The organism is Pontibaca salina, assembly GCF_016307205.1.
Taxonomy (GTDB): domain Bacteria; phylum Pseudomonadota; class Alphaproteobacteria; order Rhodobacterales; family Rhodobacteraceae; genus Pontibaca; species Pontibaca salina.
Map to the genome: position 1 here is coordinate 1 of NZ_JAEIJD010000006.1, position 18,606 is coordinate 18,606.

Sequence of the window (18,606 nt, forward strand, 5' to 3'; positions counted from 1 at the left end):
CCCACACAGCGGCCTGAAATGGAAATCGCCTCGCGAGTTCATAAGGGCCGAAACTGAAACCGCTTAGGTGTCCGGTGAAACGGGGGCTGGACCACCGGTCGAAACGGGGGCCAGTTCACAATCAAGCATAGAGTAGGCCACCACATGATGACCGCCCGAACACCAGATTTGACGATAGCTCTGTCATGCCACTGTAGCGCGGATGCGCGTTTGGCATATTGTACGTTCCGTTAGTTCTGTGCCCGTTTATACTCCCGTATTTAAAAGTTACGCATTACTGCGGTATCCCTGCGTAATAATGGAAAGCTAATCATTGGATAGTATTTGCTGCATAACAGTCAAATCGTGATGACCGTCACGCTGCCGGGGTTTTCAAGAATGATCAGAGGAACGGTGATTTCTTGAGATAGGGGAGGTCTTAAGCCAGTCCAAATGTCGGGGTCGTGCTGTGCTGTTATTGGATTAAGCTTTAATAATAACATGCTGCCCTGTCTTGCCCGAGCGCCAAAGTTTGGTAATCTCGAGCGAAACATGAAAGGTATCCACGATGCAGCGCATCACAATTAGCCTTGAAGAGGATCTACTGAATGCAGTGGATGCCATGTGTGAGGACGAAGGCTATACTAGCCGCTCTGAAGCGATGCGCGATATCCTACGTGCCGCGATCCAAGCAACCACGGCACCCAAAAGAAAGGTCCCGCAAGATGGTCAGACCTGCTTTGCTGCGCTTAGCTATGTTTATGATCATCAAACCCGAGATTTGGCGCGAAAGCTAACTGATAATCAACATAATCACCACACGCTAACGGTCGCGACTATGCATATTCACGTCGATCTAGAAAGCTGTCTGGAAGTTGCCATCCTTAAGGGGATGCAGGCGGAGGTGGAGCATTTCGCGCAGGGAATTATGACACAACGAGGTGTGCGGCACGGACAATTGAATATAATTCCGCAGTCCTGAACGATTGTCACCATTTCTTAGGCTCAGGTTGACCGGACATGAGTTTTAAGTTTTCGAAGCTATTATCGCATCAAGTCTTTGCAAAACATAGTTATTTCAGATTGGGCGAGCAACCTAATTACACGCTCAAATTATGCTGAATTGTCCAGGCGCCCTCTCGCAAGGGTCAGCGTTTTTTGGGCGAGACGATGACGCAACGTGATGTCGTGGCTGATGACCAGCAGTCCGATCTCGCGAAGACGGCATATTTCCGTCAGTCTGTCCCACAGCTCCTTCTGAGATAACGCATCAAGCTGCGCAGTGATTTCATCACAGATCAGATATTTTGTTTCTGGTCGAAGCAATCGCGCAAGGGAGACGCGCTGCAATTGGCCGCCTGACAGCTCTGCCGGAAGCCGGGGAACCCATGAGGTCTGTACTCCAAGCGCGTCCAAAATCTCTGGTTGCGGCAAACCCCCGTTCGCAAGGATGCGTCCAACGGTCCAACGTGGATCAGTGGAGAGTTCAGGCGACTGCGGCGCATACTGAACTGCCCTGGGTCGCCCTTTGCGCAACACGCTTTGCCGATCAACCTCAACCGTCCCTGCGCTCGGCGCCGTGTGCCCTGATAGAATGCGCGCAAGCGTCGACTTGCCGGCGCCAGACGGTCCGCCAACAGCCAAGATCGAAGCCTTGGGTAGGGTGATGGACACGCCGTCGAGAATTGTTGTTCCTTCCGGTGACGTATACCGGATATCCGCGCCTATCAGACTCACGCCGAGACTGCGACAGGCTGGGCTTGCCAAAGCGCCTGCGTGAAGGGGTGGACCAGGCGTTCGCCTATGCCGCGAAAGTGCTCTGAAGGGCAGACTTCAACCATCCGACCGTCCTTTAGAACCGTAAGGCGTGCGGCAATGCCAAGTAAACGCGGGAGGTCGTGGGAAATCACGAGGACCGCGCGCTCAGGACCAGCCAATCCACCTAAACAGTTCATAATCTGGTCGGCCGTAGCAGGGTCGACACCAAGGGTCGGCTCGTCCGCAATCAGAATCCGTGCCCGGCCGATCAGTGCTGTCGCCAGAAGCACACGTTTCGCCATTCCGCCCGATAGCATGTGCGGATAGAGCGTTAGCACGGGGGCGGGCAGTTGCACTTGCTGCATGATATTCTCAATTCGGCGACGACCCGCATCGGCGGACAGCCCCGCCAGCCGCGCAAACCGCGTAAGCTGTCGCCCCACTGGTGCCATCGGGTCGAGGGCATCAATGCCTTGCGGAGCAAGGGCGACATCTCCCTTCGTTATTGGCGCACCGTCTATCTGGACACTGCCAGTTGCTTCCGCATTGCGAGGCAGAAGACCCATGATCGCCGCAGCGACCAAGCTTTTGCCTGCTCCCGAGCTGCCAACGATGCCCACAACTTCTCCAGCGTCCAGCGTCAGGTTCACGCCGGATAGCGGCTCAAGCCGACGTCCATTGTGTTGCCGGAACGACAGGCCCAGCCCCCGAATCTCCAAGCTCATGCCACCCCCTCCGTTGGATTACTGACCTGTCGCAGGCTCTCGCCCAAAAACTCAAAGCTCAGGGCGACGATCACCAGCCCAAGCCCGGGGAACACTGCCACCCACCATAAGCCTGACATCACCGCGCGCAGACTTTCTGCTAACATCACGCCAATCGACGGGATGTGCGGTTCGATGCCAAGCCCGATGAAGCTCAGGCCCGCTTCGTGCAGGATCGCATGCGGAAAAATCAGCACAAAACCTGCAATGATCTGTGGCACCAGATGTGGTGCGAGATGGTGTTGGGCAATCCAGAGCCTTGACCGGCCCAGTGCCGCCGAGATTGCCACATAATCGGATTGTGCCACCGTTTGTGCCTCAAGGCGCAGAACACGCGACAGCCGGGGCCAGTGCGTGAAAGCGACACCGATAACCACGCCTGTCCAACCGCCACCGAACGCATAGGCAATCATGAGGATCAACACGAAATGCGGCAACCCAAGCGTCAACTCGGTCAGGATTCCGACCAGCCGATCCAGCCAAGGGTTCAAGGTTGCCGCCAGGCTGAGAGCAACCGCTACTGTTGTTGATGCCAGCGCCGCCATGATCCCGATTGAGATACTATTGGAGAGCGCGGTAAGCGTCCGCGCCGCCACGTCCCGACCCAGCAGATCCGTTCCAAACGGATGCAACAGTCCGGGGGCGAGACGCCGGGCAAAGGGATCAACCGACAACCAGGATTCGGGAAGGGCCGCCGCTGCGACCACAATCGACAAAAGTAGACTGAAGGCGAAGGTGGCACGACGCCGTGCAGTTCGGCGTGGATTGGTGCGAGCAGAAGCTGTCTCGAGCAGGAGCGTGGCGTCGGTCATCGGCTCTTATCCCATCTCAGACGTGGATCAACCAAGCGCGCTGCAATATCGGCCAGCATATTGCCGACAAACACGAACAACAGTGTCGCGAGCGCGATTCCCATGAGTAGCGGGGCATCGCCTCCGGTCGCCGCCCGGACTGTCGCTTGGCCGAGGCCGGGCCAGGCGAATACGGTCTCGGCCAGAATAGAGCCTCCGAACAACTCGCCGGCGCCGGCCAGATGCACGGTCAATGCGGGGCCGAGCGCATGGCGTAGACCAGCTCCGAAGGCGATTGCGCGCTGCGATGCTCCGTGGGCAGTCAGGTGCTGCGCGGGCGGGCTTTCCAAAAAGCCGATCATCCGTGCCCGGGTGTGTAACACCAGAGGCGCAATCCCCGTGACCGAAAGCGCGACGACCGGCAGAATAAGATGGCGGCCTTGCGCCCAAAAAGTGGCTTCTGCAGTTGTTGTGCCCGGCGGCAACGCACAGCAACTCGGAAGCATTTTGAGGCCGACAGCAAAAATTGAGATCAAAATTATGGCGACCCAAAATCCCGGGCTGGATGTCAAGACGACCGCATAAGCCCGAATTGCCCGATCCACGCGACTGCCCGGTGTCATCGCTGCGACGATGCCCAATCCTGTACCGATCACAAATGACAACAGCCAAGCCAAGGATACGAGGAGAAGCGAGGCTGGAAAGCGATCCATGATCACGGTCACCACCGGCGCGTTGTACAGAATAGAATCCCCGAAATCACCAGAAGCGACATTCCGAACCCATAAAACAAAGCGTGTGGTTGCCGGCTGATCCAGGCCCCAAGCCGCTGCAATCGCTTCACGTTGTTCAGGACCGATCAGTGCCGTGCGCGCGCCCACATAGGCTTCGATTGGGTCAACAGGCGCATTGGAGACAAGGATGAACAGGCCCACAGCGGCCAAGGGGGCGAGCCAGCAGAGCCGGATCGCTCGTTCAACCAGAAGCGGACCGAGCCAGCCAGTCATTCGCAAGTCCACTTCCAATCAGTGATGCTCGACGTGATCGGGAAGCCATGCCCATGAGGATGCACTTGGACACGGCCAATATCCAAGCAGTCTGCAACGAAATAGTCATGTTCCAGATTGACCATCCAGGCCCAGGCAGCATCTCCCTTAGAACCGAAACCTGTCGTGCCGTCCCATTGTGCGGCCTTCCAATGTGGCAGCGATGCCTCAAACCCGTCGGCCGCCTCTGCTTTGGCGAAGGCGGCGTCAACAGCCGCATTCGCATAGAACCCCGGATTGAAGGTTGCTACTCCGGCCTTATTGCTGCTGTACAGGTTGAACATTTCGGACGGGTCATGGGCGCCCCATCCAAATACGACGACGTTGGAGTGCATCAGCCGCGGGATCTCATCCCAGCTTCTGCCAGATGGCTGCGCGTCTATACCAAGCGCTTTCAGTTGTTTAGAAGCGCCCAATGCTAGCGCTTGACGTACACTATCCGCCGCCGGGTAGACAATTTTAAACTGGGCGGGAATACCGTCTTTTTTGCGGAGGCCGCTGCCGTTGTTGTCCAGCCAACCGGCGCGTTCAAGCGTCTCTATGGCTGCCGCAATGTCATTTCCCGGGATATGGGCGTCTGGGTTGTCCCACGGCAAATCATCGGCAGGCCCAAATGCCGGTTTGCCATGACCATTAAGCGCGAGGGCCACAAGAGCCTCCCGGTCAAGCCCCTGGTTGACCGCAACACGGATCGCGCGATCAGATGTTACATCATTCCCGATCGGCGCACCTTCCTGTGTGGTTTCGCCGGTTGCTGGAACCATCGGAAACATCAGTCCCCGATTATCGACGCTTTCGACCTCAATCAGATACATCCCATCTGGGACATCATCGGCCTGCGAGGGCGGCACCGCGACCAGTTGGGCTTCGCCTGATCGCGCCATCGCTACTGCGGCATCCTCATCGCCGAAGATGAAACTGATGCGGTCAAACCCAACCTCTCCACCAAACCAGTATGGGTTGGGCTCGACAATCAATGTCTCACCCTCCCGCCATTCGACCATTTGGAATGGTCCGGAGCCCACGGGCGCGCGACCATAATCCTTTGCATAGCTGGATTGTGGAACGATGCCTAAAGTTGTGAGGCGTCGAATAAAAGTGATGCGAGGTTCAGTCAGTTCAATTTCAACAGACAAAGGGCCTGTGGCGCGCGCTTCGCGCAGCACTGTCATATCTACAAGCCCGCCCGCATCGCGCGCGGTATTGTAGGTGAAGGCGACGTCCTCTGCCGTGACCGGTGTTCCGTTAGAGAATCTTGCATCCTCCCGGAGCCTGATTACCCATGTTTTCTTATCTTCCGACAGGGTCCATTCGGTCGCCAAGTCGCCAACAATATTAAGGTCTGCATCAAGTTTCAGCAGCGATGATTGAAAAAGCGGGGAGCCATAATCACCCCAACCTTGAACCGGATCAAAACCCGTATCCGGTTCACCCCCGATCGCAACAACAATATCCCTCGCGGAAACGGCTGTCGTTAGGCCGATAATAATCGTTAATACCCAGACACATATAGGCATCGATTGACCTCCCTGAGTTGGAGGGGTGCAAGTTCTCGCCCTCAACCAACAACCTTCGAGCATCGATTAAACCTCATACGAATTCAATGATTTTTCTTAACGCAAAGATTAATTCCCTTAACGGCCAACATCCGCATGAGGATTTGATGCGCTCGCAACTAAAGTGTTGACGCAGCAAACTTGGTATGTAAGCCTGATGAGGCAACCAAAGCGCAACGATGCGCTATAGCAGCAATGCAGCTGCCTGTGGCAACAGGGCGAATTAGCTCTGTAGACCTAATTGCAAATTATCAAAATATAGAAAACCGCCGGGGTGCGTGCCGCTTCGGACGTGTTCAGTCCAATACGGGAGACAAATATGTCTACGAAATTAACGCGTCGAAAGTTTTTGGGCACATCCGCTTTGGCTGGTGTGGCTGCGACCGGATTGCCCCACATCTGGCTAAAAGATGAAAGTCTTTATGCGAATGCCGCAACCGGCAGCGAAATTGATGTTGGCGTACTTTCTTCACTTACAGGTCCACTGGAAGTTCCTGAGCGCTCCCTCTCGGATGCCGTTCGCATGGCGATTCAAGAAATCAACGCGAATGGCGGGGTAGCAGGTAGAATGATAAATGCGATCGTTGAGGACGCCGCCTCCGATCCTAAAACCTTCAATGAGAAAGCAGGTAAGCTGGTAATTCGCGACCGCACCATAACTACGTTCGGCGGTTATACGACCGCTAGTCGTCTAGCGGTTCGGCCGATCTATGAAAAACGCAAAAATCTGTTTTTCTTTCCAACCTTCTATGAAGGATCTGAATGCTCTTCCAATATCGTTTATACCGGAGCAGTGCCAAATCAGCAGCTTTACAACTTGGTGCCGTGGATGGTTAACACACTGGGCAAGAAGAAAATATTTATCGTCGGGTCTAACTATGCATTTCCCAAGGGAATGGCACAGGTAGCCAAAACCCTACTAGAAGAAAACGACGCCGAATGGGTTGCTGATGAGTATCTTGAGCTCGGTGAGACCGAGTGGGGGGCAATGGTCAACAAGATCAAGAATTCAGGTTGCGATGCGGTTTTATCCAATGTGGTCTCTGGGCCATCAATCGCCGCCTTCTATCGAGAGTTCAAGAACCAAGGGATAACCCAAACAGAAATTCCGATCTGCGCCACCGTCGCTACGGAAATTGAAATTTCTTCGATGGGTAATGAATTCGCGGCTGGGAGCTATTCATCCTTGCCCTATTTTCAAGCGATAACCCGACCAGAAAACAAAAAATTCGTGGCTGACTGGAAAGAGTTTAATAATGATGAAAACGCTGTCACCCACGACCCACAACACTCCTCCTATTTTGGAGTCTATCTTTGGAAGCAGGCTTCTGAGAAGGTGTTGAATGCAGGCGAGAAGCTTACGCCAATGGCAATTCACGAAGCTTTGAGGGACATAGAGTTCGATGCGCCTGGTGGATTAGTCAAGACTCACGCTGAGAACATGCATACTTACTTTACACCTAGGATCGCCCAGTGGGGTGCCGATGGACAAGGCATAATCGTCGATGAAGGTGAGACCTTAGCTCCTTTGCCCTATGCAATTTCCGGTGAGGCAGAGGGCAATTTGTACTGTACAGCAAGCGGCTTAGACAGCTCAAAACTCTGATCGCCACTTCGGCGACTTTGTCGTGTCGGATTCTGCCGGCACGGCGGCGTTCGGTATTAATGCTGAAAACGACGTGCAATTGGGAATCCTGAAAAATGATTGAGTCCGTATTTCTAGGATTGAGCGTTGCCTCGATTCTACTTCTGATCGCCCTTGGGCTGGCAATAACCTACGGTGCCATGGGCATCATAAATATGGCGCACGGCGAGTTATTGATGATTGGCGCTTATTGCGCTGTTCTGACGCGTATCCATTTGGGCTTCGATATGTTCATGGCCTTGCCTGTGGCTTTTGTTATGGCCGGAGCTACCGGAGCGCTGATTGAAGTTTTTATAGTGCGACGACTTTATAATAGGTTGCTGGACACATTGCTGGCGACATGGGGTGTCGCCATTGTTTTGCAGCAAGCAATCCGTTTGGAGTTCGGCCTAGTATTCTTTGGAATCCATATTCCGGGTCTCGGCTCCGGCTTGCAAAACACTGGAATACCGCAAGTTCTTCAGGGAAGCTGGCAAGTTGCGGGGACGAACCTTCCAATTTTTCGTACTTTTGTAATTGGTATAGCACTGATCATGTTCGCCGTGACTTGGTGGATATATTATCGCACATCCTTAGGTACTCAACTTCGGGCGATAGCGCGTAATGCGAAGATGGCGGCCGCGTGTGGCGTGAACGTGAAACGCATCAACACTATCGCCTTTTCATACGGCGCTGGACTAGCCGGAATGGCGGGAGTGCTATTGTCGGGCTTTGAATCTGTTAAGCCGGACATGGGTTCCTCTTTCGTGATTAACGGCTTTCTCGTGGTCGTAACCGGTGGCGTCAGTAGCCTGTTTGGCACGCTTTTCGCGTCGGGACTTCTGGGCGAAGCTCGGGCTGTTTTGGCTATCATTTATAACGATGTCCTTGCCCAGGCTGCGGTTTTTGCGGGCGTCATTCTTATCATTTTGGTGCGCCCTAGCGGACTCTTTTCTCCAAAGCAGAGGTGATGACTGATATGCTTAGTCAACAGAACTTCGAACGTTTAGCCTATGTCGCCTTCATCGCCTTTATATTTTCCATGCCGTTGTTTTTGGATGAATTTGGGCTGAATCGTTTCTCCAAGTATCTGGTTTATGGGATGCTAGGCATCGCTATCAGCCTCGCATGGGGTTACGCGGGTATTCTCAACCTAGGGCAGGGGCTGTTCTTTGGTATCGGGGCTTACGCAATGGCGTTTTCGCTAAAGCTTGCGGCGTCAAGCACCGCTGGCGGCAAAACACCGATCCCGGACTTTATGGTCGTGAACGCTGAACCTAATGCGATACCTGAGCTATCCTCAATTACAACTGGATCATGGATATGGGTCCCATTCCAATCACAGTGGTTTGGTGTTGCGATGGCGCTCGCGGTGCCGGCGATTCTGGCAGGACTGATTGCCTATACACTCGGGCGCAGTCGCGTGTCAGGCGTATATGTAGCGATCATTACGCTGGCATTGGTGCTATTAGTTAGGCTTATCGTCATTGATCAACAGCAAGTCACCAGCGGATTCAACGGGCTCACCGATCTGGCATGGTTCAACCTTTTTGGTTTGGAGTTGGATCCATACGCAAAGTCAACCTACCTGATAATAGCGTTCGCATTGACCATCGTATTATTGATTGCGCGCTGGCTGGTATCAACTAGAGCCGGATTAGTTCTGCAAGGCATCCGTGACAATGAAGTACGGGCGCGTTACCTCGGCTACTCAGTGGTTAGCTATCAAATATTCTTCTTCGTCGTATCGGCGATGATTGCCGGTCTAGCTGGCGTACTTTATGTGGTCGCGGCTGAATTTGCATCACCCACCTTCCTTGATATTGCGTTTTCGATCACAATGGTCGTTTGGGCTGCAGTGGGAGGGCGCGCTTCTCTTCTCGGTGCCTGTATCGGCGCGATTGGTTTGAATTTCATTGGCGCTACGCTGAGCGAGACTGAATCTCTTATGAACGCTTGGCAGTTGATTATTGGACTCATCTTTATTGTTGTCGTGTTATGGTTGCCACGTGGTCTGGCTGGATTAGCTTCCGACCTCGCTGATCGATTTGTTACGCGCGCCGACGATTCAAAGTGGAATCGATTTAAATCTGTGAAACATACACAATCACCTGCTAACCGGTAGGAAGCGAGGAACGTAAAATGGACGAGAGACGTATCAGCTTTGCTGTCAAAGATCTGTCGGTGGATTTTAATGGCTTCAAGGCGGTGAATGGAATGAACCTAAGCGTCTATAAAGGGGAGCTTCGCGTTCTGTTAGGGGCAAATGGCGCAGGTAAGACCACTCTAATGGATTTGATAAGCGGGCGCACAAAGTCCACTGGCGGTAAGGTTTTGTTGAACGACAAAGAAATTACAAACTGGGAAGAGCATCTGATTTCTCGTGCGGGAATAGGGCGTAAGTTTCAGATACCTAACGTGTTCAAGGAGCTTACTGTTCGGCAGAATTTTTTGATTGCAGATTGCAAAGAAACCCGTGTTTTGCCGAATATTGTTCGGGGCTCACACAGGGAACTGCCAGATCATATTGCACGTGTCGTAGAGTTGACCGAGTTGTATGATTTTCTCGGTACTGAAGCGGCGACACTATCTCACGGACAGACGCAATGGCTCGAGATCGGCATGTTGTTGGTGCAAAACCCAGATATTATTCTGTTGGATGAACCCACTGCCGGCATGACGGCCCATGAAACCCGAAAAACCGCAGAAATTATCACCCGACTAAAGGGGAGGCACACGATTTTGGTGGTTGAGCACGATATGGCTTTTGTCAGATCAATATGCGAAACGATTACGGTTATGCATCACGGTCAAAACCTAGCCGAAGGTACAGTCACTGAAATAGAGAACAGTGCAGAAGTGCAAGCGGCATACTTGGGTAGTGCAGGTATTGGCCATGCTTGATTTGTCAAATGTCAATACATTTTACGGTAAAAGCCACATTCTTCATAACTTTGAGCTCTCAATCGAGCCGGGCACGATTCATGCGATTTTAGGCCGCAATGGCGTGGGGAAAACCACACTATTAAGCTGCATTCTGGGTCTGACAGATCGATCTGACGGTACTATGAGCTTTAATGGGCGTGATATCATCAGCACGGCCACCCATGAGCGGGCGCGGGCGGGTATCTCGATAGTGCCACAAGGGCGACAGATTTTCCCAGATTTCAGTATCAAGGAAAATATTCTGATGGGTGGTTTCGCGCATCCTGATGGTAAACGTCAAGTTCCAGATATCGTGTCGGAGTTATTTCCCTATTTGATAGATAATATGTCCCGCCCTGGTGGATTGCTGTCGGGAGGTCAGCAGCAGCAGTTGGCGATTGCCAGAGCGCTTGCAGCAGCACCAAAAGTTTTGCTGATGGATGAACCCACAGAAGGCATCCAACCTAACATTGTCGAGCAAATCGAGAATACTATCATTCGCCTAAACAGCGAGTTTGGCTTGACTATACTATTGGTCGAGCAGAATATTAAATTTGCACGTAGGGCGGCTAAAAACTACACCATTATTGAAAAGGGGTGCCCGGTAGATGGTGGGCTATGCAGAGATTTGACGGATAATACCATTCATAAATATTTGTCTGTCTGAGGGTAATTACGTTGGAAGTTCTTGACACTGTTATTGGCTTCGCGTCTGACGCACCTTTCGACGCGGAGATTCATTTGCTGAGCCATGCTGGAAAGGTGGAATACCTAGATATTTCTCCTAATGACGTTTCGCGGCGACGCATCCGTCTAAGTACTGATAAGGGTACTGACTGTGCTATAGCGCTGGCGCGAGAGCAAAGGTTGGCAGATGGCGCTGTTCTGAAACTGGAGTCAGATCGCGCCATCGTGGTGCGTTTGAGTGAGCAGGAATGGCTGGCGGTATCTGCCTGCGATCAGGCTGCCGCGCTAGAGTTGGGGTATTTTGCAGGAAACCTGCATTGGAAGGTGCGGTTTGACGGTACAATTCTTCTTATTGCTCTAGAAGGGCCAATGCAGACATATTTGGACCGTCTTGAGGTAATTCTTGCGCAAGGCAAGGTTAAGGTGGTCGGCCCGAATGACTGATCGCTACCTATCCGACTTGGCTATGCTCCAGCATGGCGATAGCGCATTTCCCAGCGGTGCGGTTAGTTTTTCTTGGGGATTGGAGGCATTGGTTAACCGAAATTCGGTTAATGATGCGCGCGGCGTCGAGGACTTTCTACGTGCCCAACTGGAAGGTCGGTGGGCCAGTATCGACCGGTCGATATTGGTTCATGCTCATGCCGCATGGGATAATTTAAATCGCCTGGTCACGCTTGATGGGTTAATGGATTCACAGTCGCTTGCGACCGAATTACGAATGGGGTCACGCCGTATTGGTCGGGCCTTTCTGAGCGTACATATCCGACTTGGCACCTTGGGAGCGGCAGCCCTTAATGAAAATGTTGCGAATGGTATGTTGTATGGGCATGCCCCGGTCGTGCAGGGTGCAATCTGGCGGGAGATGGGATTCACTGCCGAACAAGCGCAGTTGATGGCAGCACACGGGCTATGTTCAAGCCTATTGGGGGCTGCAGTTCGTCTTTCAGTTATTGGTCATTTTGATGCACAGGTGATTCGCACGGAAATCACCTCTTGCATTGCGGAGATTATAACAACTCCGCCGTGCAAACCAGAAGAGGCACACGGCTTCACCCCGCAAATCGAAATTGCATCCATGCTACACGAGACGGATCAATCGCGTCTATTCGTTAATTAAAAATTTACTTGGAGGATTAAATGCTCCTGACACCGACAGAGATGGAACGACTAATTGTGTTCACCGCGGCTGAAATATCGCGGCGCCGCAGGGGAAAAGGGTTGAAACTAAATCATCCCGAAACCATCGCCTATATCACTGACGAAATCTTGGAAGGTGCTCGTGAAGGCCGGACTGTGGCTGAGCTAATTTCATTCGGTTCGACCTTGCTGAATTCCGATGATGTTATGCCCGGCGTTGCAGAGTTGATCCCGATGATTCAGCTAGAAGCCACCTTTCCGGACGGAACTAAGCTGGTGACGATACATGACCCAATTCGACCCGGTAAGGAAAAGAGCGAGCGCCTTTTCCCCGGCGAACTGGATGTACAGGAAGGCGAGATCGAGATCAACGCAGGTCGCCGAACTGCAACAGTAGAGGTAACCAACACGGGCGACAGACCCGTTCAGATCGGGAGTCATTATCATTTCTTTGAAACTAACAAGGCCCTCGATTTCGACCGCGCGGCTGCCTATGGACTGCGCCTCGACATTCCGGCTGGAACAGCCGTGCGGTTCGAGCCGGGGGAAGCTAAGAACGTCACTTTAACTGAATTCGGTGGCTCGCAAGAGTTGTACGGTTTGAATGGTTTAACCAACGGGTCGGCAACAAGCGAGGCGGATAAGAATCAGGCACTGCGTCGCGCTCGTGAGCGCGGGTTCAAGGGAGCATAAAGAAAATGGCTTGGATGAATCGAAAGCATTATGCACAAATGTATGGCCCTACGACGGGAGATGCCGTTCGCCTCGGCGATACCAATCTATTTGCCGAGATCGAGCATGATTTCACCACCTACGGCGATGAGTGCCTGCATGGAGGGGGGAAGACTCTGCGCGACGGGTTGGGCCTCACCCCAGGTTACGACAGCGCAATGGGTGCGCTTGACATGCTTCTGTGTAACGCGACGGTAATTGATCCGGTTATCGGGATCGTAAAGGGAGATATAGGAATCAAGGATGGCAAAATTGTCGGTATCGGTAAGGCCGGCAATCCAGAAACTATGGCGGGAGTGGATCATAACTTGATCTGTGGTGCGGCCACGACCGTGCGCGATGCCGAAGGATTGATCGCCACTCCTGGCGGTATCGACGTTCATGTCCATTTCGATAGCGCGCAGCTTTGCGATCATGCCATGGCTTCGGGCTTAACCACTTTGATGGGCGGGTCGCTAGGGCCGATAACTGTTGGTATTGACTGCGGGGGTGCTTTCAATGTCGGCAAGATGATTCAGGCCTCCGAAAGCTTTCCACTAAATTTCGGGTTTCTTGGGCGTGGAAATACATCAAAGCCACTTTCGATCTATGATCAGATATTGGGAGGTGTCGTAGGCGTTAAGATCCATGAGGATTGGGGGGCAATGCCAGCGGTAATTGACACCTGCCTCGGAGTCGCTGACGAGTTAGACTTCCAAGTTCAAATTCATACAGACACATTAAACGAAAGCGGATTTCTAGAAGATACCCTAGCCGCTATTAATGGGCGCACAATTCATATGTACCACACCGAAGGTGCAGGTGGTGGGCATGCTCCGGATGTCATACGTGTCGCTGGTGAGATGAACTGCTTGCCATCTTCCACTAACCCGACAAACCCGTATACTATTAACACGTTTGACGAACATCTCGACATGACAATGGTTTGCCACCATTTGAGCCCGTCGATTGCCGAGGATGTAGCCTTCGCGGAAAGTCGTATACGCCCTCAGACTATTGCCGCAGAGGATATCCTGCACGACATTGGTGCGATTTCGATGTTAGGGTCGGACAGTCAAGGGATGGGGCGGATTAATGAGGTTATCGCCCGTACTTGGCAGCTCGCCTCTAAGATGAAAGATCAACGCGGTCGCCTGGCGGAGGAGAGCTCGCGCCGCGGTGATAATGTGCGGATCAAGCGTTATATTGCAAAATATACGATCAATGCCGCCCGTAGCTTCGGCATCGACGCGCATGTCGGCTCGTTAGAGCCAGGCAAGATGGCCGATGTGGTGTTGTGGAAGCCTGGTTTCTTCGGAATTAAGCCCGAAATTATCGTCAAGGGTGGCTTCATTGCCTATGGAGCTATGGGTGACAGCGCGGCCTCTTTGATGACCTGTGAGCCCGTTCTGATGCGCCCTCAATGGGGGGCTTTTGGGCAGGCCAAAAACGCGACATCTGCCTGTTTCGTGCATCCGATGGCCATCGCGGACGGGCTAGCAGATAAACTCGGCATCACAAAGAACCTCTTGCCAGCGCAGGGGACGCGGAAGCTTCAAAAGAGTGACATGCTGCACAATGACGCGTGTCCCGAAATTCGCGTTGACCCGCAAACATTCGATGTCTTTGTCGATGGTGATTTGGCAACCTGCGAACCAGCAGAGAAGCTTCCGTTAACCCAACTCTATATGTTCCGCTGAGGTGAAATCATGCCCAAATCTTCAATAGCCATGGAATTGACTAAGACGCCTAATAAAACAGCCGCGCGGGTTGGTATCGGAGGACCGGTTGGCTCGGGTAAGACAGCGCTCATTGAGCAGCTAATCCCTGCCTTGGCTGAGCGAGGTATTGAGGTGGCCGTCGTGACAAACGATCTGGTGACAAAAGAAGACGCGCTGCGACTGCAACGCAGCGGATTGATTTCACCGGAACGAGTTCTGGCGGTTGAGGCTGGAGCCTGTCCTCACACGATTATCCGGGAAGATCCCTCGTTGAATATCGCGGCGGCCGACACGCTGGCGCAAAACTTTCCCCAAGCCGATGTAATCTTGATCGAAAGCGGTGGCGACAATCTCGCTTCAACGTTCTCGCTTGATTTGGTCGACTACTGGATTTTCGTGATCGATACCGGTGGCGGCGACGACATTCCACGAAAGCGTGGACCCGGAATTATCCGCAGTGATCTGTTGGTCATAAATAAAATTGATATAGGGCCGTATGTCGGAGCCGATGTCGACTCTATGCAGAAAGAGGCAAGTGAAATACGCGAAGGTCGACCTGTCATCTTGACGGATTGTAAGAAGCAAACAGGAATAAAAGAGTTGATTGACTGTCTCGTTCATAATGTTTTGTTTCTCGATGCATGACGGGGGCACCATATCATCGCGGCCAGATCAGATAATTCAGCCTGGTCGGGGACGGCTCGAAATGGAGTTTGCTTGCGATCCATATCAGCGAACGTTCTTACGAAAACAGTTTTCGTCATATCCTTTTCACATTTGTCGACCATTGTATATGGATGATGGTCCATCCCAAGATATGGCGACGGTCTACATTCAATCAAGTTCCGGTGGGCTATATACAGAGGATGAACTTATCACTGAGGTCACAGCTCGGCCAAAAACTCTGGTTCACCTAACCACACAGGCCTCAACGATTGTACATGGAGCGTCGCGCGGACCGTCTTGTCAATCGACTGATCTCAAAGTTGAGGAGGGAGCGTTTCTGGAGTTCACCCCAGAGCCTGTTATCCTGTTCCCAAATGCCCAACTGAAATCGAAATTGCGTTTGGAAATCGCGGAATCTGCGTCAGCGATCATCTTCGACAGTTTTCTTGCGCATGACTACGCGGGGGGCAGCGATGTTTTCGAAATGTATGAGAATGACCTAAGCGCCTTCAGGCCAAACGGAGTGCCAATGATAATCGATCGGGTTAAGTTTAGCGGAAAGGATTTCGCAACCGGATTAACCGGCAAGATGAGTGCCTATGCATGCCATGGAAATTTCTTTGCTATCGCACCTGAGGCAGATATCGAAAAGCTTATCAATGATTGTCGTCGAGGCCTTGAAGACACTAGGGACAGTTTGGTTGGCGTTTCTGTTCTTCCTGATGGCCGAGGAATATCTGCGCGAATACTAAGCCGCAACGCGATTGGGTTGCGAGCCGCTTTGATACGGCTTTGGGAGGTGTCACGATTGGCAATAACCGGTAGTCCACCGAATCCACGCAAAAAGTAAAGTATTTAATAGAAAGGGCTAGCGATATCCAGTGCTGAATTATTCCTACAGTATTTTTTGTATAACATATCCCAAAGTTGATAAGAGGAAAGCACATGACTCAAGATATTCGTAAACTTGTTCAGCGGTTCTATGAAATAGTAAATGGTGCCTCTGGTGATTTTAGCGAAATCTTTGCGAAGGATTTCCACTTGGGGATTATGAAAGGTTTCCCCTATGGTGGCGAGCACATCGGGCTGGCGGCAGTGAATAAATTCTTTGAGGACCTTGGTTCCCATTTCGAGTTTTGGGCTGTTGATACTGATCGATTTATCGAAGTTGATTCGACTACCATGATCGTGACTGGAAAGTACCGCTCGAAGGCTTCCGCAACGGATAAGTCCTTCGAGATGGAAACCATACATTTGTGGACCGCCAAAAGTGGCGTATTGACAACTTATAAACACTATTGTGATACAGCTATCATCTCGGAAGCTATGAATCACAATGTACCCCAATACTAAATCAAAAACAGAAAGACACGGCTAACCGCCGTGCTCACATTATCTGATTGCTAAGGTGCCGTGGGTAGCGGAGAGATCGAGAATCCTTTTGGAAAGATATCTCGGGTCTCACGTGGGCGGAATGTAAGTGAGAAAGTTCATGAGTGCATCATCTGTGCGGTTATTTAGGTATCGCGAAAAAATCCTCCGCGCGATTACGATTGATAATGAGCCGTGGTTCGTGGGTAGGGATGTGTGCGACCTACTGGGACTTACCGCAGGCCAAACCTTCAACAACCTGCGTGGTCTCACTGCAAGTGAAAAGCGATACGTATCCCGCTCCGAGCTTACAGGAAGCATGATTGCTTTTCCAAATCGAGGAGCCTATTGCATCACGATAACGGGACTGCATGAGATGATCAAACGTAACAGGAGGCGTAGCACTGAAAGTATACAGCTTTGGATCATTCAAGAAGTGCTGCCGGGGTTGCGCGCGTCGGTATGTAACTATAAGTACCTAGTTTCTTAAGTGAGATCCAGTTTACCGCTGAGAGCGATGGGGAACTATCATGTTGAGATCAATTGCACCTGGTTGTTTGGGCTGTACCATGGTACTGGCGTGAGCGCTCGCTCAGGTTTCGAGCTGGCTTTCCAGCCCTCACGGCTGTAGTATCTGTAAGTCAATAAATAATAATTTATCTATGGTCTTATAGGGCGCGATGACAAACAGACAGCCGTGGCGCATTGGCGTTCTTTTTTCTCAATCCGGGCCGACGTCTGGTTCTGGAACAGCGTTATTAAATGGCACAAATCTGGCCGTATCCAAGATTAACGCAGCAGGGGGTGTCCATGGGCGAACTATCGAAGTCACGTCACCTGATCCCGGTGGTGTAGAGGATAATTACAGACTCCTTGCGCGGCAGTTGAATGTCGATAATAATATTTCGATATTTTTCGGTGGCCATACATCAATTAGTCGCAAGGCGTTAATACCTACAATCGAGGGGTCAGATAGTCTTCTTTTTTATCCAACGTTTTACGAAGGATTTGAGTACTCCGATCACGTGTTCTATTTTGGCTCTTGTCCGAACCAGTACACAGTGCATTTGGTAGATTACATGTCCCAAAGATTTGGTTCATCCTTCTATCTAGTTGGGGCAAATTACGTCTTCCCACGCGAAAGTAACCGTATTATTAAAGAGCTATTGAAGCAAAGCTCAGGGGAGCTGATCGGGGAAAGGTATCTTGAACTTGATTCTTCCGCTGCCGATGCTCAAGCTGTCGTTCTTGACATAGAAAAGCGAAGGCCTGATGTTATATTTTCCACTCTTGTGGGAAATCAGATTAATGACTTCTATACTTTCTACAACGGGACTGATCTCCGCAAGTCCGGTGTCCCGATCGCCAGTATTGTCACTTCAGAGGTGGAGATAGATAGAATGGGTGCAGACGTGGCGGCCGGACATTACTGTGTGGCGAGTTATTTCTCCTCACTGGATAGTCCAGAGAGCATCGAGTTTGTTCACGATTATAAATCTTTCTTTGGTCAGGCTGCGCGTCCTTCTTCATTGGCCGAGTCGGCTTTTAATCAGGTGATGGTGTTTGCGAAGGCGCTACAGCTTGCGGGGACGATTGAAATTGATGCATTGCGGCAGGCGGTACTCAGCACTTCAATTGAGGCGCCGCAAGGTCCAATTAAGATGAATGCTGAAAACCATCACGCGCATCTATGGTCAAGAATTGGATTGATTAATCCAAATGGGAATCTCGTGCCCGTTAGTACATCTAAGACCAGTATTGCGCCTGACCCTTACCTAATAAATCATAAATTTGAGTCGTGGACAAATGATGCTGAGACGACGTTAAATACGCCTGTGATGGCCAACAGGAATCATTTAGGCTGATC

The 18,606-nt window shown here is 51.7% G+C and carries 20 protein-coding genes; 15 read left to right on the forward strand and 5 right to left on the reverse strand.

Going from position 1 to position 18,606, the window contains the following annotated elements; all coding sequences use genetic code 11:
* The first annotated feature begins 547 nt into the window (after positions 1-547).
* Positions 548-961 carry a nickel-responsive transcriptional regulator NikR gene (gene nikR / locus JAO82_RS08585; RefSeq protein ID WP_198685971.1) on the forward strand — a complete coding sequence of 138 codons (414 nt, stop codon included), beginning with the start codon at positions 548-550 and terminating at the stop codon, positions 959-961.
* Positions 962-1,092: 131 nt separating this feature from the next.
* Here the strand turns inward: nikR and JAO82_RS08590 are convergent, their stop codons facing one another.
* The 5 genes from JAO82_RS08590 to JAO82_RS08610 are packed head-to-tail and all read right to left on the reverse strand — an operon-like array spanning position 1,093 to position 5,855.
* Complete coding sequence (locus JAO82_RS08590; RefSeq protein ID WP_332872509.1) at positions 1,093-1,716, reverse strand: ATP-binding cassette domain-containing protein; 624 nt, start codon at positions 1,714-1,716, stop codon at positions 1,093-1,095.
* On the reverse strand, positions 1,713-2,462 hold the full coding sequence (locus tag JAO82_RS08595) for an ATP-binding cassette domain-containing protein (protein WP_198685972.1): 750 nt from the start codon (positions 2,460-2,462) through the stop codon (positions 1,713-1,715). The genes JAO82_RS08590 and JAO82_RS08595 overlap by 4 nt, the downstream gene beginning before the upstream one ends.
* Positions 2,459-3,313, reverse strand: coding sequence for an ABC transporter permease (locus JAO82_RS08600; protein ID WP_198685973.1), 855 nt, complete (start codon positions 3,311-3,313; stop codon positions 2,459-2,461). The genes JAO82_RS08595 and JAO82_RS08600 overlap by 4 nt, the downstream gene beginning before the upstream one ends.
* The gene (locus tag JAO82_RS08605) at positions 3,310-4,299 is read right to left on the reverse strand and encodes an ABC transporter permease (protein WP_198685974.1); all 990 of its coding nucleotides are present in this window, start codon (positions 4,297-4,299) and stop codon (positions 3,310-3,312) included. The genes JAO82_RS08600 and JAO82_RS08605 overlap by 4 nt, the downstream gene beginning before the upstream one ends.
* Positions 4,296-5,855 (reverse strand): ABC transporter substrate-binding protein, encoded by a 1,560-nt coding sequence (locus JAO82_RS08610; protein WP_198685975.1) that lies wholly within the window; start codon positions 5,853-5,855, stop codon positions 4,296-4,298. Before JAO82_RS08610 ends, JAO82_RS08605 begins: the two co-directional genes overlap by 4 nt.
* Before the next feature lie 358 nt (positions 5,856-6,213).
* Between JAO82_RS08610 and JAO82_RS08615 the strand changes: the two genes are divergently transcribed.
* The 14 genes from JAO82_RS08615 to JAO82_RS08680 all read left to right on the forward strand — a co-directional run bounded on the left by JAO82_RS08615 (position 6,214) and on the right by JAO82_RS08680 (position 18,604).
* Complete coding sequence (locus JAO82_RS08615; RefSeq protein WP_198685976.1) at positions 6,214-7,500, forward strand: transporter substrate-binding protein; 1,287 nt, start codon at positions 6,214-6,216, stop codon at positions 7,498-7,500.
* Between the two features lie 95 nt (positions 7,501-7,595).
* Positions 7,596-8,489, forward strand: coding sequence for an urea ABC transporter permease subunit UrtB (urtB, locus tag JAO82_RS08620; RefSeq protein WP_198685977.1), 894 nt, complete (start codon positions 7,596-7,598; stop codon positions 8,487-8,489).
* Positions 8,489-9,643, forward strand: coding sequence for an urea ABC transporter permease subunit UrtC (urtC, locus tag JAO82_RS08625; protein ID WP_198685978.1), 1,155 nt, complete (start codon positions 8,489-8,491; stop codon positions 9,641-9,643). The genes urtB and urtC overlap by 1 nt, the downstream gene beginning before the upstream one ends.
* Before the next feature lie 17 nt (positions 9,644-9,660).
* Entirely contained in the window at positions 9,661-10,422 is a 762-nt protein-coding gene (gene urtD / locus JAO82_RS08630; protein WP_198685979.1) for an urea ABC transporter ATP-binding protein UrtD, read from the forward strand.
* The gene (gene urtE, locus JAO82_RS08635; RefSeq protein ID WP_198685980.1) at positions 10,415-11,110 is read left to right on the forward strand and encodes an urea ABC transporter ATP-binding subunit UrtE; all 696 of its coding nucleotides are present in this window, start codon (positions 10,415-10,417) and stop codon (positions 11,108-11,110) included. Before urtD ends, urtE begins: the two co-directional genes overlap by 8 nt.
* A gap of 11 nt (positions 11,111-11,121) precedes the next feature.
* Entirely contained in the window at positions 11,122-11,574 is a 453-nt protein-coding gene (gene ureE / locus JAO82_RS08640; RefSeq protein ID WP_198685981.1) for an urease accessory protein UreE, read from the forward strand.
* Positions 11,567-12,250: an urease accessory protein UreF gene (locus JAO82_RS08645; protein ID WP_198685982.1), complete on the forward strand. Its 684-nt coding sequence runs from the start codon at positions 11,567-11,569 to the stop codon at positions 12,248-12,250. Before ureE ends, JAO82_RS08645 begins: the two co-directional genes overlap by 8 nt.
* A 20-nt stretch (positions 12,251-12,270) precedes the next feature.
* Positions 12,271-12,963, forward strand: a complete 693-nt coding sequence (gene ureB / locus JAO82_RS08650; RefSeq protein WP_198685983.1) for an urease subunit beta — start codon at positions 12,271-12,273, stop codon at positions 12,961-12,963.
* A gap of 5 nt (positions 12,964-12,968) precedes the next feature.
* Entirely contained in the window at positions 12,969-14,681 is a 1,713-nt protein-coding gene (gene ureC, locus JAO82_RS08655) for an urease subunit alpha (protein ID WP_198685984.1), read from the forward strand.
* Between the two features lie 9 nt (positions 14,682-14,690).
* Positions 14,691-15,347 (forward strand): urease accessory protein UreG, encoded by a 657-nt coding sequence (gene ureG / locus JAO82_RS08660; protein WP_232897307.1) that lies wholly within the window; start codon positions 14,691-14,693, stop codon positions 15,345-15,347.
* A gap of 148 nt (positions 15,348-15,495) precedes the next feature.
* Positions 15,496-16,218, forward strand: coding sequence for an urease accessory protein UreD (locus JAO82_RS08665; protein WP_198685985.1), 723 nt, complete (start codon positions 15,496-15,498; stop codon positions 16,216-16,218).
* 95 nt (positions 16,219-16,313) lie between these two features.
* Entirely contained in the window at positions 16,314-16,721 is a 408-nt protein-coding gene (locus JAO82_RS08670; RefSeq protein WP_198685986.1) for a nuclear transport factor 2 family protein, read from the forward strand.
* A 139-nt stretch (positions 16,722-16,860) separates the two neighbouring features.
* On the forward strand, positions 16,861-17,229 hold the full coding sequence (locus JAO82_RS14460; RefSeq protein ID WP_198685987.1) for a BRO-N domain-containing protein: 369 nt from the start codon (positions 16,861-16,863) through the stop codon (positions 17,227-17,229).
* 190 nt (positions 17,230-17,419) lie between these two features.
* Positions 17,420-18,604, forward strand: a complete 1,185-nt coding sequence (locus tag JAO82_RS08680; protein ID WP_198685988.1) for a transporter substrate-binding domain-containing protein — start codon at positions 17,420-17,422, stop codon at positions 18,602-18,604.
* The last annotated feature ends 2 nt before the right edge of the window (positions 18,605-18,606 follow it).